8 protein-coding genes are annotated in these 13987 nt (G+C 72.3%); 4 read left to right on the forward strand and 4 right to left on the reverse strand.

Annotation, left to right across the window (positions count from 1 at the left end; all coding sequences use genetic code 11):
* Nucleotides 1-30 precede the first annotated feature (30 nt).
* Nucleotides 31-747, forward strand: coding sequence for an SGNH/GDSL hydrolase family protein (locus BLT21_RS15225; RefSeq protein WP_091503846.1), 717 nt, complete (start codon nt 31-33; stop codon nt 745-747).
* A gap of 28 nt (nt 748-775) precedes the next feature.
* Here BLT21_RS15225 and BLT21_RS15230 read toward each other — a convergent pair whose 3' ends face one another.
* Complete coding sequence (locus BLT21_RS15230; protein WP_176786956.1) at nt 776-1504, reverse strand: CDP-alcohol phosphatidyltransferase family protein; 729 nt, start codon at nt 1502-1504, stop codon at nt 776-778.
* Between the two features lie 181 nt (nt 1505-1685).
* Between BLT21_RS15230 and BLT21_RS15585 the strand changes: the two genes are divergently transcribed.
* Nucleotides 1686-7199, forward strand: a complete 5514-nt coding sequence (locus BLT21_RS15585; protein WP_218125837.1) for a LamG-like jellyroll fold domain-containing protein — start codon at nt 1686-1688, stop codon at nt 7197-7199.
* Between the two features lie 382 nt (nt 7200-7581).
* Here BLT21_RS15585 and BLT21_RS15240 read toward each other — a convergent pair whose 3' ends face one another.
* Nucleotides 7582-8898, reverse strand: coding sequence for a glycosyltransferase (locus BLT21_RS15240; RefSeq protein WP_091503851.1), 1317 nt, complete (start codon nt 8896-8898; stop codon nt 7582-7584).
* Nucleotides 8898-10376 (reverse strand): sugar transferase, encoded by a 1479-nt coding sequence (locus BLT21_RS15245; RefSeq protein WP_091503854.1) that lies wholly within the window; start codon nt 10374-10376, stop codon nt 8898-8900. The genes BLT21_RS15240 and BLT21_RS15245 overlap by 1 nt, the downstream gene beginning before the upstream one ends.
* A gap of 378 nt (nt 10377-10754) precedes the next feature.
* On the opposite strand from BLT21_RS15245, the gene BLT21_RS15250 reads away from it, so the two are divergent.
* Nucleotides 10755-11201 carry an FAD synthase family protein gene (locus BLT21_RS15250; protein ID WP_091503857.1) on the forward strand — a complete coding sequence of 149 codons (447 nt, stop codon included), beginning with the start codon at nt 10755-10757 and terminating at the stop codon, nt 11199-11201.
* 135 nt (nt 11202-11336) lie between these two features.
* Nucleotides 11337-13076, forward strand: a complete 1740-nt coding sequence (locus tag BLT21_RS15255; protein WP_143025013.1) for an ATP-binding protein — start codon at nt 11337-11339, stop codon at nt 13074-13076.
* Here BLT21_RS15255 and BLT21_RS15260 read toward each other — a convergent pair.
* Nucleotides 13037-13981: a Ppx/GppA phosphatase family protein gene (locus BLT21_RS15260; protein WP_091503863.1), complete on the reverse strand. Its 945-nt coding sequence runs from the start codon at nt 13979-13981 to the stop codon at nt 13037-13039. The two genes, BLT21_RS15255 and BLT21_RS15260, sit on opposite strands and share 40 nt — an antisense overlap.
* Nucleotides 13982-13987 lie beyond the last annotated feature (6 nt).

Below are 13987 nucleotides of genomic sequence, written 5' to 3' on the forward strand. Positions count from 1 at the left end.
CGCTCACGCCGCGTCACGAGATCGGGGCGGGTGCCGAGATCACGCCGCGTCGGTGCGCACTGGTGGCAGCACGACTGGGGCGGCATGCCGGTGTGGGGCGTCGCGCTCTCGGCCGTCGCGATCGGCGGCCTCATCGCAGGCGGCGCCGCGCTGCGGCCCAGCACGGCGGCGGAGGAGGCCCCGTCGCCCATCGTCGTGTTCCTGGGCGACTCGTACACCGCGGGGGTGGGCGCGAGCGACAAGTCGCTCGGCTGGGTGAATCTCGTCGGCGAGGCGGAGGGGTGGCGGGTGCGCAATCTGGCGCGCGGCGGCACCGGTTTCGCATCCGAGGTGACGGGCGAGGCCGCTCCGGCCGCCTGCGGGCGGGCCGACTGTCCGGACTTCGGTGAGATGGCCCTCGAGGGGTCGTCGCTCCTGCCGGACATCGTCGTCATCTCGGGTGGCCGCAACGACATCGGCGATACTCCGGTCGACGCCGACGTCGACGCCTTCTTCGACACCGTCGCCGCGGCCTACCCCGGCAGCCGCATCTACGTCACCGACGTGCTGTGGCACCAGCAGGCGCCCGAGGCCGTCGAACGGCTCACATCGGTGGTGCGCGACGATGCCGAGCGCATCGGGGCGACGTGGCTCGACATCGGCCAGCCGTTGGCGGGCGGCGGGGGACTGCTCGCGCCCGACGGCATCCATCCCAACGACGCGGGCCACGAGGCCATCGCCCAGGCCGTCATCGCCGCTCTCGGCTGAGGCGATGGCACAGCCCTGAGCCGTCGGCTCACGTCGCCTCAGGGGCGGCGGGGGCGGGCGCGCCGTTCGCGGCCGCCAGCGACCGGAACCACTTGCGCGCGAGCAGGACCGTGATGCCCGTCGTCGCGATCAGCAGCAGCGCGTAGACCACGACGAACAGGTCGGGAGCGCCCCAGAGCACGAAGGCGACGGCCAGGATGCCGTAGTCGGCGGGGAGCAGCAGCACGGCGCGCAGCGTCGACGGCGGCGGTGTCGTCCCGGACGCGGGCGCGAGGAGCGAGTAGAGGGTCAGCCCGGCGAAGAGGACGACGGCCACGAGCGCGTACGCCAACGGCAGGAGCAGCCACGCGCCCCCGCTGCGGCCGCCGGCGGTGAACCCGATGAGCACGGCGGCGTGCACGGCGACCATCTTGCCCGCGTCGACCACGTGGTCGAGCCACTCGCCGGCGCGCGACGAGGCGCCCGTGAGGCGGGCGACCTGGCCGTCGGCCGCATCGAGGGCGAACCCGATCACGAGGAGCGCCGCCGCCACGATGCCGCTCGCGATGCTCGCCGGAACGGCGGCGACCACCGCGAGGCCCGCGATGGTGGCGAGGGCCGAGACGCCCGTGACGGCGTTCGGTCCGACCCCGGTCGCCGCGGCCGCAGCCGCGAATACGCGGCCGAGGGGGCGGTTCACCCACCGCGAATACAGCGATACCCCTCGTTTGCCCTTCTGGGCCTGTCGCAGGCTGCTCCACGCTTCGTCGAATCGCATTGTTCTCCCCAAATCCATCGGTCGTTCATATTCGACCTATGCGTCCCCTGAGCCACAGTGTACGATGCACGAAGTCGGACTGGTGCTGGGGCACCGGTTCGAGCTTGGGGATCGACGCACGACGGGGGTCGTGCGTTCTGGGGGAGCGTCCGCGAGGACGCGCAACACTTGGGGAACACTCGTGCGTACACGCATCGCGGCCGTCGCCGCTGCCGTCCTGGCTCTCATCATCGGTGTCGGCGTCGTCGGCGTCACCGCTCCGGCATCCGCTCTGTCACCGGGGGTGTCGTTCGCCGCCGAGGATCAATCGACCTGGCAGACGAACGGCACCGTCTACGCGCTCGGCGCAGCCGGGGGCAAGGTCGTCGCCGGCGGCACCTTCTCGCAGATCCGCCCGCCGGCGGGGCGCACGGATGCCGCACGGGCGCAGAGCGCTCTCGTGATCCTCGACGCCGAGACCGGTGAGCCCGACGCCTGCCAGCTCGGCGTCACCCTCAGCGGCGGCACCCCGACGATCCGCGCGATCACGGTCAGCGCCGACCAGTCGCGTGTCTACATCGCGGGCAACTTCTCCGCCGTCGGCGGCGTCAACATCGCGCGCATCGCCGTCCTCGACGTCCAGGCGTGCACCGTCGCCCCGTTCCGGGCACCGCTGCCCGGCTCGACCGTGACGGCGCTCGCGCTGCATGGCAACGTGCTCTACGCCGGCGGCCTCTTCAAGACCGTCGGGGGCCAGACCCGCGAGGCCTTCGCGGCATTCAACGCGACGACCGGTGCGCTGCTGCCCTGGACCGCCAACGCGGTCCGCGGCCGCACCGACCTTCCGAAAGAGGTCAACGAGGGCCGGGCGATCGCCGTGTCGCCCGACGGCGCCAAGGTGGTCGTCGGCGGCGACCTCTTCTCGATCAACGGCCAGTACTCGCACTCGATCGCGATCGTCAGCGGCGCGAGCCTGAGCGACGGCACGGGCGGCGAGGTGCTCCGCACCTACGGTCCGGGCTTCATCCCCGACACCTCGGTCACGAAGACCATCATCGACGGCGGCGACGGACGCTTCTACATCGGCAACGAGGGCACCGGCGGCGGCGTCTTCGACGGTAAGGCCGCGTTCTCGTGGGCGACCGGCGACCAGGTGTGGCGCGACACGTGCCTCGGAGCGACGCAGTCGCTCGTGATGTACCAGGGCACGCTCTACTCGGCCAGCCACGCGCATGACTGCAGCGGTATCAACGCATTCAACGACGGCATCCGCCGCTACTTCATGGCGCAGAACCCCGACTCGATGGAGGTGCTCGGCTGGCTTCCGCTCGGCAACGACGGCATCGGCGAGGGCATCGGCCCCCGCGCGCTCGCCGTCGCCACCGGGAACGCGAGCGGACAGCGCTACCTGTGGTCGGGTGGTGACTTCACCACGATCAACGGTCGCGCGCAGCAGGGGCTCACCCGCTTCGGGCCGCAGGACACCGGCGCCCCGCCCACGCCCGTCGTCAGCGCGCAGGCCACGAGCGACGGCACGATCCAGGTCCGCTTCCGCACCGTCGTCGACGCCGACGACAGCCACCTGACGTACAGCGTGTACCGCGGCAACGCGACCGACCCGATCTGGACCGGCACCGGCAAGTCGCTGTGGTGGGAGCGCCCGCAGATCACCTTCGTCGACGCGAACGTCACGCCGGGGGCGAGCTACTCGTACCGTGTGACCGCCAGCGACGGCACCAACACCTCGGCCCGCTCCGCAGCGGTGAGCGCGACGGCCCGAGCGGCCGGCGCCGACTATCCCGCAGCCGTCCGCGCAGACGGTCCGACGAGCCTGTGGTCGGGTTCCACCAACGGCACCTGGGTCCACGACTCGGGCGCCGCACAGACCCGCACCGACGCGGTCCCCGCGATCCTCATGGACGGCGCGACCGTCTCGACCAACGGCGCGGTTCCCGCTGCGGGCGGCTCGCTGCAGTTCGACGGCGTCGACGACTACGCCATCACCGACCAGCTGCGCCCCGGGCCCTCGACCTACACCGTCGAGGCGTGGATCAACACGACGACGACCGCGGGCGGCAAGATCGCCGGCTTCGGCAACGGGCGTCCTCGCACCGGCTCGAACACCTCCAACCTCAGCGGGTCGTACGACCGGCACGTCTACATGCAGAACGACGGGCGCGTCACCTTCGGCGTCTGGATCGGCAGCGCCTCGACCGTGACCAGCCCGCAGCCGCTCAACGACGGCCAGTGGCACCACATCGTCGCGACGCAGGGCGCGAGCGGGATGGCGCTCTACGTCGACGGTCTGCGCGTGAGCTCCAACAGCAACCGCGACCAGCAGGGCTACTGGGGCGTCTGGCGCGTCGGCGGCGACCAGCTCAGCGGCTGGCCCGGCCAGCCCGCCAGCAACTTCTTCGGCGGACTCATCGACGAGGTCGCGGTCTACCCGACGGCGCTTCCCGCCGCCCGCGTCGCGGCGCACTATCAGGCCTCGGGTCGCACGCTCGATCTGAACGACGCACCGGCAGACGCCTATGGTGCCGCGGTCTTCGGGGCCGAGCCCTCGCTGTACTGGCGCTTCGACGACTCCGGGGCCGTCGCGGCCGACTCGTCGCTGTTCGGCACGAGTCCGGGCGCCTACAACTCGGGCGTGCAGACCCAGCCCTCGGGCGCGGTCTCCGGCAGCGGATCGATCACGCTCCCGGGCAACGATTCGGGCACCGTGGCGATCGCGCAGCGCACCGCGCCGTCGCCGACGACCTCGGGTGAGATCTGGTTCCGCACCGACACGACGGCGGGCGGCAAGCTCTTCGGCTTCGAGAACGTCCCGACCGGCACGGGCTCGAACTACGACAAGCAGCTGTACATGACCAACGACGGACGCCTCATCTGGGGCTCCTACCCGGGGTACGTCGCGACGGTGGAATCCTCGAAGTCGTACAACGACAACGTCTGGCACCACGCCGTCGCCGTCATCGACGAGACGGGGCGCAAGCTCTACGTCGACGGCGAGCTCGTGGCCGCGAACGGTCAGACCGGCGCCGAGACCGGTGAAGGCTACTGGCGGGTCGGCGGGGGCAACCTCGGCGGCTGGCCCGGCCAGCCCCAGTCGTTCTACTTCGACGGTGAGCTCGACGAGTTCGCGATCTACCCGACGACGCTCGACGCGGCCACCGTGGCACGTCACCACGCGATCGGCATCGCCGACACCGTGCCTCCCACGGTCCCGACGGCGCTGACCGCGCAGGCTCTCGCCGACGGCGTGCACCTCTCGTGGGCGGCCGCGACCGACGATCACGCGGTCGTCTCGTACACCGTCTACCGCGGCACGACGGCCGACTTCGCGCTCAGTGAAGACACCCGGCTCGGGACGAGCACGACGACCGGGTTCGTCGACTCGGCGCAGGTGCCCGGCACGCGGTACTACCGTGTCGTCGCGGTCGACGCCGCCGGCAACGTCGGACCGGCCACGGACGCCGTACAGGTCGACCTCCCCGACACGACGGCGCCGCAGACGCCGGCTGCACCCGTCGCCACCGTCGGGGCAGGGGAGATCTCGCTGACGTGGAACGCGGTCGCCGATGACGTCGCGGTGACGGGCTACACCGTCCACCGCGGTACGACGGCCGACTTCACGACGGATGCCGCGAACGTCGTCGGCACGACGGCGACCACCGGATTCACCGACCCGTCGCCCGCGCCCGGCACGTACTACTACCGCGTCACCGCATCCGACGCGGCGGGCAACGTCAGCGCGGCCTCGCCGGCCTCGCTTCCGGCGACGGTGACCGCTCCCGACACGACGCCGCCGACGGCGCCGGCCACAGCCACGGCCACGCTGGTCGACGGCACCGTGCAGGTGCGGTGGACCGCGGCCTCGGACGACCGCGGCGTGACGGCCTATCGCGTGCACCGCGGCTCCGACGCCGCCTTCGTCGCCGACGGGTCCAACCGTGTCGCCGAGGTCACCGACCTGAAGTTCGACGACCCCGGTCTCGCGCCCGGCGTGTACCACTACAAGATCACGGCGGTCGACGCGGCCGGCAACGTCGGAACCGCGGCATCCGTCGCGGTGACGATCGAGTCGGTCGAGCCGGTGGTCGTCACGGTTCCCGTGGCCGACGACGCGATGGTGGTGCAGGGCGTGCCCGGCACGAACTACGGTGCGAGCACGCAGATCTCGAGCCGCGGCGGCACCAGCCAGATCGAGTCGCTGCTGTCGGCTCCGCTGCCGTCGGCACCGAGCGGAACGGCTCTGACGCGGGTCACGCTGAAGCTCCGGACCTCGACCGACCCGTCCGCGGGAACCGTCGAGCCCACCGACTTCGCGGTGATCGGCGACGCGTGGAACGAGTCGACCGTCACGTGGAACACCCGTCCCACGACGCCGGGCGCCGCCGCCGGGCGCCTCGGTCAGGCGCCTGCCGTGAACACGGCGTACAGCGTCGATCTCTCGACGGCATCGCTGCGGCCCTTCCTCGGACAGAACGCGACGCTCCGGATGACGGGCACCGGTGCCGACAACCTGCGGCTGTGGTCGTCGGAGGCGGCGAACAGCTCGTACCGTCCCGTGCTCGTGCTCGAGTTCACGCCGCTGTCGGCACCCGACACGGCGGCGCCCACCGCACCGACGGCCGTCCAGGCCGCCGCTACGGGTTCGACGGTCGGCCTCTCGTGGACCGCCGCGACGGACGACCGCGGGGTCGTGCGCTACGACGTCCACCGCAGCACGACGCCGGGCTTCGCGGTGTCGGGTGCGAACCGCATCACCCAGACGGCCGGGACGACCGCGCAGGACGGCCCGCTGCAGCCGGGCACCTACGTGTACCGCGTCGTCGCGTTCGACGCCGCGGGCAACGCCGGCCCCGCATCGAGCGAGGTGACGGTCACCGTGACCGCGCCCGACACGACGGCGCCCTCGGTTCCGGGGGCCCCGGCCGTGACGGTGAACGGCGGTTCGGCCCAGGTCTCGTGGTCGGCGAGCAGCGACGACGTCGGGGTCACCGGGTACGAGCTCCACCGTGGCACCAGCGCCGGCTTCGCCGCCGATGCGGCCTCGCGGATCGCCACGGTCGCGGCCACGACGTACACCGACGCAGGACTCGCTCCGGGGACGTACTGGTACCGGGTCGTCGCGCGCGACGCGGCGGGGAACGCCAGTGCGGCATCGGCCGCGGCCTCGGCGACCGTGGTGGCGCCGGTGCAGACGGTGACGACGACCGTCGCGATCGACGCGGACGCCGCCGGCTACGCCAACACGCCGACGCAGAACTACGCGACCTCGAACCAGCTCGTCTCGCGAGGCGACGTGGGCCAGCAGAGCTTCCTCAAGCTCGCGCTGCCCACCCTCCCGGCCGGTGCGACGCTCGTCTCCGCGACCCTGGGCGTGCGGACCTCGACCGACCCGTCGGCGGGCAGCACGGGTGCTCACGACATCCACCTGATGGATGGCGCGTGGGACGAGGCCACGCTGACTTGGAACAACCGCCCGACCACGGTGCGCGGCACCGGCCCGATCGGGACGCTGTCGAGCGCGCCCGCGACCAACACGCCCTACAGCGTGGCGCTGGCCACCGACCAGCTCGCCCCGCTTCTCGGTCAGACCATCACTCTGCGCCTCTCGACCACGTCCGCCGACAACCTGCGGGTGTTCTCCCGCGAGGCGACGTCGGCCGGTCAGCGGCCGAGCCTGACCATCACCTACACCCTGCCCTGACGGGCCGGGGGCGGCATCCGCCGCACCCGGAGGCCCGGATGACGCGCCCGACGTCATCCGGGCCTTCGGCGTGCCGGGGGTGGGTCTGCGCCACGTGACGTACGTCGACGCGAGCCGCCCGAGCACCGTCACCATGACGAGGCACACATCTATATACGGGCGGCCCCGCAGGATGCTGTCGGGGAGCGCGCGGGCGGGACCCCTTCACGACCCGTGGCGCCGCGCCGTCCGCGTTCGTGCGGTGCGCACGGAACGACTCAGCACACGGGCAGCGGAGACGACGGCACCCGGACGACGGGACGAGCGACGCGGTCTCGGAGACGCCGAAGCGGGGGCCGCCGAAGCGACCCCCGCCGGGGGCGAGTCGGACGACGTTGTCCGCTCACGAGGGTGCGCGCTGCACCGTCACGGGTGCAGCGGCGCCGCGCTGTCGAGCTCGACGCGCCGTGCGCCGGGCAGAGGACGCGCGGGTGTCGGCGATCGCGGACGAGATCGTGCGCGCGAAGGCGCTGACCGCGGCGTCCTCGGTCAGGATGCGTCGCCGATAGCTCTGAGCGGCCAGTCCGTAGCGGGCTGCCCGGTCGGGATCGGCGGCCAGCTCCTCGGCTGCCGCCACGAGGGCGGCGGGCGCGGCCGCGGGGACGATCGGACCGGCGCCGGCCGCATCCATCTCCGCGTGCGTCGTGCTCGATGCGTCCACCGCGGCGAGCACGGGGCGGCCGACGGCGAAGTACGAGGTCAGCTTGCTCGGCACCGACATCTCGGTGAGGCCGGGGCGCTCGTTCACGAGCAGCACGTCGGCCGCGGCGAGCACGCGCAGGAAGTCCTCCTCGGGGAGCGGGTCCACGAAGGTGACCGCACCCGCGCCCTGTCGCTGCTCGAGTGCGGCACGCTGCCCGCCGTCACCGACGAGCACGAACCGAACCCGCGACCCGCGGTCGCGCGCGATGACGGCCGCGTCCACGACGTTCTCGAGGCCCTGCTTCGCACCGATCGCGCCGGTGTGCAGCACGATCACCTCGTCGTCGCCCCAGCCCATCCGCCGCCGCGTCGCAGCGACGTCGTGCGAGGCCGGTTCGGGTACGTGCGACCAGTTGCGCACGACATCGATCGGGCGGGCGACCCCCAATCGCTCCTCGAGAGCGGTGCGGAACCGGCGATGGATCACGACGACCCGCTCGGATGCCGCGAGCAGGCTCGCCTCGACGGCGCCGATGGCACCGGCGCCGGTGCCAGACCCCGCTTCCTGAACGCCGAGCGCGTAGATGTCCTGCACCCACGTCACGACCGGGATGCGCTGCATCCGGGCGCGCAGCGCCACCAGGCGGGACGCGAGCAGTGCGGGCGAGACGACGACGACGGCCTCGGGCGCGTCCCACCGGCAGAGCACGGCGCGCAGCCCGAAAGCGACCTCGAATGCGGCGCGCTTGAGCGCGCTGGGAGTCCGGGGGACGTAGTGGCGCAAGCGCCGGACGTCGACGCCGGAGACGGCCGCCGTGCGCGGCAGATCGCGGTACTCCTCGGGCGTCCGCCACCACGGGTAGTGCGGGTAGGACGTCAGGACGCGGACGTCCCAGCCCTCGCGCGCCAATCCCTCGGCCATCCCTGTCGTGTACGGGCTGATGCCGGTGGGCTCCGGGGCGTAGTTGATGCCGACGAAAAGCACGGCGGCCGTCGTCGGCTGCTGCTCGGGACTCATCAGTAGGCTCCCACCGGTCGGAGCATCACCTTGACGGTGCGCCACATGATCATGAGGTCGAGGGTCACCGACCAGTTCTCGACGTATCGGAGGTCGAGCGCGACGCTGTCCTCCCACGAGAGGTCGCTGCGTCCGCTCACCTGCCACAGTCCGGTGATGCCGGGCTTGATGTAGAGGCGGCGGAAGACACGGCCCTGGTAGTTGCGGACCTCGGAGGGCAGCGGCGGCCGCGGCCCCGAGATGCTCATGTCGCCGCGCAGGACGTTGAAGAACTGCGGCAGCTCGTCGAGCGAGTATCGGCGCAGCACGCGCCCCACCCGAGTGACCCGGGGGTCGGCTCGCAGCTTGAACAGCGGACCGGCCCCGTCGTTCGCGGGGAGCAGCTCGGCGAGCTCCTGCTCGGCCGTGTCGGTCATCGACCGGAACTTGAGCATCGTGAACTCGCGTCCGTCGCGTCCGACGCGGCGCTGGCGGAAGAAGACCGGACCGGGCGAGTCGAGCTTGATCGCGACGGCGATGGCCGGGGTGATCAGCGCGACGGCCGCGCAGGCGGCGGCGCTGACGATGAGGTCGAGCAGCCGCTTCAACGTGTGCGCGGCGCCCTCGAAGACCGGGATCTTCACGTGGATGAGAGGCAGGCCCTCGATCGGGGTGAGGCTGATGCGCGGGCCGGCGACGTCGGCGAGTCTGCTCGACATGATGAGTTCGGCAGCGGTCCCCTCGAGCTGCCACGCGAGCGAGCGCGAGAAGTCCGGATCGTCGTCGGGCACGCTCGCGACGACGATCGTGTCGGCGCCGACCTCCCGGGCGACGCGGGCGATGTCCTCGGCGGTGCGCACGGCGTGGACGCGGCCCGGGTCGGCGACGGCACCATCGTCGGTCAGCGCTACCGCGATCACGGTGTACCCGTTGTCGGCGAGGGCGAGCTGGCGGGTGACGTAGTCGACATCGCGGCGCCGGCCGGCGATGAGGGTGGGCGAGGCGTACTCGCCCACGCGTCGACGCGTGCGCAGCCATGAGCGCCACCGCCACCGCGCCACGAGCAGGGCGAGCAGCCCGGCCGGCAGCGCGACGATCATCTGCATCCGCAGGCCGCCCCACTGCGCGACCTCGAAGACCACCGCGAGCGTGGCGAAAGCGACGCCGGTGGCGTTGGCGACGCGCTTGTACTCGCTCGATCCCGCGCCCATGATGCGCGGCTCGCGCGACCCGAACAGCGTCAGCGCGGAGAGCCACACGACCAGCGTCGCCGCGGCCGTCGTCGCGGCCGTGTCGGCCGACATGCCGAAGCGCGTCGACGCGAGACCGGCCGCGGCGACTGCTGCTCCCGCGACGAGCGTGTCGGTGACGCGCAGACGCCGGGCGTAGCGGCGCTCGCGCTGACGGCGCAGTGCGAGACTCGGCAGGCGTCGCGGTGAGACGGCCGGATCGCGTCGATCGTCGGATCCGACCTCCGCCCGATCGTCGACCGCGGTCATCGGTTCGATCCGTGTCCGCGGGAATCGACCCGCGTGACCGCATGGCTGACGCGCATGAAGTGCTCCCCCCAATGGAACATCGCGACGAAGTCGCTCAGATCGATCGTGCGTTCCCAGGCGCATGACCGAGTGCGTCGGATTTCTCCGCGGCCGTTCCCACAACGACCCGCTCTCGTTTTCTACACCATGAAGGTGCCCGAGGGGAAGCCCTGATCCGCCGCGATGCGCGGCGAATGTCGTCGACGTGTCCGCGACACGCCGACTACCGAAAGTCGCCGAATGCGGTGTACTGTCTGTCGCACCGGCGCGATGTCGGTATTGGGGAATGCGCTCGTCGGGTGGGACCGACGGGCGGGTCACGAGCGTTTTGGGGGCGCCATGACACAGCGAATCGGGTATGCCGCGGGGGCGTTCGATGTCTTCCACATCGGCCATCTGCAGATCCTTCGGCGTGCCCGCGAGCACTGCGACATCCTCATCGCCGGGGTGGTGAGCGACGAGATGCTTCTGCGCACCAAGGGCATCTCGTCGTTCATCCCGACCGACGAGCGCGCCGAGATCGTGCGGCACATCGACTTCGTCGACGACGTCCACATCGAGCGCGTGCCCGACAAGCTCGACGCCTGGCGGGAGGTCGGGTTCACGCACTTCTTCAAGGGCGACGACTGGCGCGACACCGAACGCGGGCGCGAACTCGAGCGTCGGTTCGCCACGGTCGGGGTCGAGGTCGTCTACTTCCCGTACACCGCGCACACTTCGAGCACGCAACTGCGACGCGCGCTGTCGGCCGCCGCCGACCGCGGGCGCGCTGCCGCCAGCGCCTGAGGGGGTTCCCGCCGCGCCACGCGGTCGGGCGATGTCTTTCCGAGTTCGCTAGGATTTCCGCCAGCGAATGATCGACCCGCGAATGTCGAGGGGGCGGATGTGACCCGGGGGCGGACGTCGCGACGTCGTCCGCGCGTGCGAACCGGGGTCGTGATCTGGTGGGATGCCGTATCGAGCGGACGGTTCCTCACCCCCTGGAGCGCCGTCGTCGCGGTTCCGCTGGCGGTCATCGTCCTCGCCCCGTATGCGACGGTCGAGACGCCGCGCGAGTTCCTGACGGCGCAGCTCGCCTCCTTGATCGTCGCGCTGCTGCTCAGCGGTGCGCTGTTCCTCGTGGCGCTCGCCGAGCGGCGCATGTCATCGTCGACAGCACGCGGTGTGCTGGTCCTCGTCGCCCTCGTCGCGGCAGCCGTCTGCCGGCCGTTCCTCAACGACATGCTGGCGGTCGGCGCATTCGGCCTCGGACCCGACCCCGCGTGGGCCGAGCGCATCGTCACCAATGTCGTCGCGTGGGTCAGCATCCTCTCCTTGGTCGCCGTCACGGAACAGCTCTACGCGAGCTCGCGCGTCGCCCGTTCGCGCCTGGCCGAGGCGCTGCGCACGGTCACGGACGAGCAGCTCCGCGCCGGCCGCTACGAACGCGAGAGCCGCGACTTCCTCGCCGCCGAGATCGCGACTCTGCGCGTCGCGCTCACGACCCTCCTCTCGACCGCCCTCGACTTCGACCGCGTCCGAGATTTCTCCGGAATCGTCCGCGATGCCAGCCACCGCGCGCGGCGGCGTGCCGGTCTCGAACTCGCCGACGTCGCTCCCGAGGGCGGATCCGCTCCGTTCCCGGGCGGGACGCGCGTCTTCTGGGAGCGGCTCCGGCCGCCCGCCGTCGGCCTGGTCGGCGCGATCTTCGCCGCCGGCAGTGCGCCGTTCGCGCTGCGGGCAGGCGGGCCCGGCCTCGCCGTCGTCGTCATCGTCGGCGTCATCGCGCTGTGCCTCGTGGCCGACAGCGCGACGCGGCGGCTGTCGCGGCGCCGATCGCGGCGGGAGCGCGGGATCGTGCTCGTGGCGGGGTGGGCGGTCGCGGGTCTGCTCGTCTCGGCGATCGGCTCGGCCATCATCGACGGGCACGCGCTGATCTTCTTCATCCCCGTCGTCTCGCTCCCCGGGGTCGCCGTCATCGCTGCGCTGTGCGCCGAGGCGGTCCACCGGGGCACGGTCGAGTCGCGGCGCCTCGGCCGGGCGCTGCGCGTCGTCGTGCGATCGGCGGCGGACCGGGCCTCGGGGACGCGGCAGAACCTCGTACACGCGTCCGACGTCCTCCACGGCCGCGTGCAGGGGACGTGCGTGGTGCTCGCCGCCCAGGTCGACGACGAGGTCGCGACGCCCGCCGACATCCGCGCTTTCGAGGTCGCCGTCGGGGAGGGCCTCTCCGCCGCCCTCGGGACGGGGCTCCCGTCCGATGTGCGGCCGGCCGATCTGGCCGAGACGGTCGCGATCTGGGAGCCGGTGCTGACGGTCTCATCGGATGTCGATGCGGCCGCGACGAGCGCGATGACGGACGCACTCGTGTCGACCCGCGTCGTCGCCGTCGTCGCCGAAGGACTGGTCAACGCCGTCAAGCATGCTGCGGCGCGGTCCGCCACCATCGAGGTACGCAGTGCGGAGGACGGGGCGGTGCTGGCGGTGCGCGTCAGCACGCCCGGTCGCCTGCGCGTCGACGCGCGCGGACCGGGTCTCGGGGTCGCGGGCCTCGGCCCGTCGGCGCGGGTGTTCCAGCGCGGCGGCGACGTCGTGCTCGAGGCGTCGGTGCCGACGGGCGCTCCGTCGCTCGCGGCGGTCGGTCAGGCCGGCGGCGCGCTCCACGACAGCGACTCGATGTAGCGCAGCAGCACGCCCTCGCGCAGGGCCCAGGGCGAGATCTCGAGCTCGTCGACGTCGAATGCGCGCATGGCCTCGTGCAGCACGACCGCGCCCGCGACGATCTGGAAGGTGCGGTCGGCGGTGATGCCCGGCAGCTCCTGCCGGGCGGAGGCGGGGATGCGCGCGAGGCGCGGGATCCACGACCCGAGCGCCGATCGCGGCAGCGTCATCCGCTCGATGCCGGACCAGCCCGGCACCGGGTACCCGGCGAGCTTCGCGAGCGAGCGGATCGTCTTAGACGAACCGACGACGTGGTCCGGTCGGGCCGCATCCGACATCGACGCCACGACGGGCCGGAGCGTCGCGCGGGCATGCTCGCGCAGTCTCTCCACCGCGCCCTCGCCCGGTGGGTCGTCGGCGAGGAACTGCACGGTCATCCGGCCCGCGCCGAGCGGCACCGATGCCGCCGCGTCCGGCAGCTCGTCGCTGCCCGCCGCGATCTCGAGCGACCCGCCGCCGATGTCGAACAGCAGGATCTGGCCCGCCGACCAGCCGAACCATCGCCGCACCGCGAGGAAGGTGAACCGCGCCTCGGACTCGCCGCCCAGCACCTGCAGGTCCTGGCCGAGGGCCTCCTCGATGGCGGCGATCACGTGAGCGCCGTTCGCCGCCTCGCGGACCGCGCTCGTCGCCGTCGCGAGCAGCTCGGCCACGTTCTCGGTGCGTGACACGGCCACCGCCTCGGTCACGGCAGCGACGAGCGCGCGCACGCCCTCCTCGCTGATCGCTCCGTCGGGCTCGAGGTAGCGCATGAGCCGCAGCACGGTGCGCTTGCTGGTCCGCGCGAGCGGGCGCCCGCCCGGCCGAACGTCCGCGACGAGCAGGTGGACGGTGTTCGAACCGATGTCGAGGACTCCCAGACGCACACGCTC

The organism is Microbacterium sp. cf332 (genome assembly GCF_900102175.1).
In the GTDB taxonomy this organism is placed as follows: domain Bacteria; phylum Actinomycetota; class Actinomycetes; order Actinomycetales; family Microbacteriaceae; genus Microbacterium.

Coding starts and splice junctions, on each gene's coding strand:
- BLT21_RS15230 (WP_176786956.1), bottom strand. CDS start 1,504: ATGCGATTCGACGAAGCGTGGAGCAGCCTGCGACAGGCCCAGAAGGGC.
- BLT21_RS15240 (WP_091503851.1), bottom strand. CDS start 8,898: ATGAGTCCCGAGCAGCAGCCGACGACGGCCGCCGTGCTTTTCGTCGGC.
- BLT21_RS15245 (WP_091503854.1), bottom strand. CDS start 10,376: ATGACCGCGGTCGACGATCGGGCGGAGGTCGGATCCGACGATCGACGC.
- BLT21_RS15250 (WP_091503857.1), top strand. CDS start 10,755: ATGACACAGCGAATCGGGTATGCCGCGGGGGCGTTCGATGTCTTCCAC.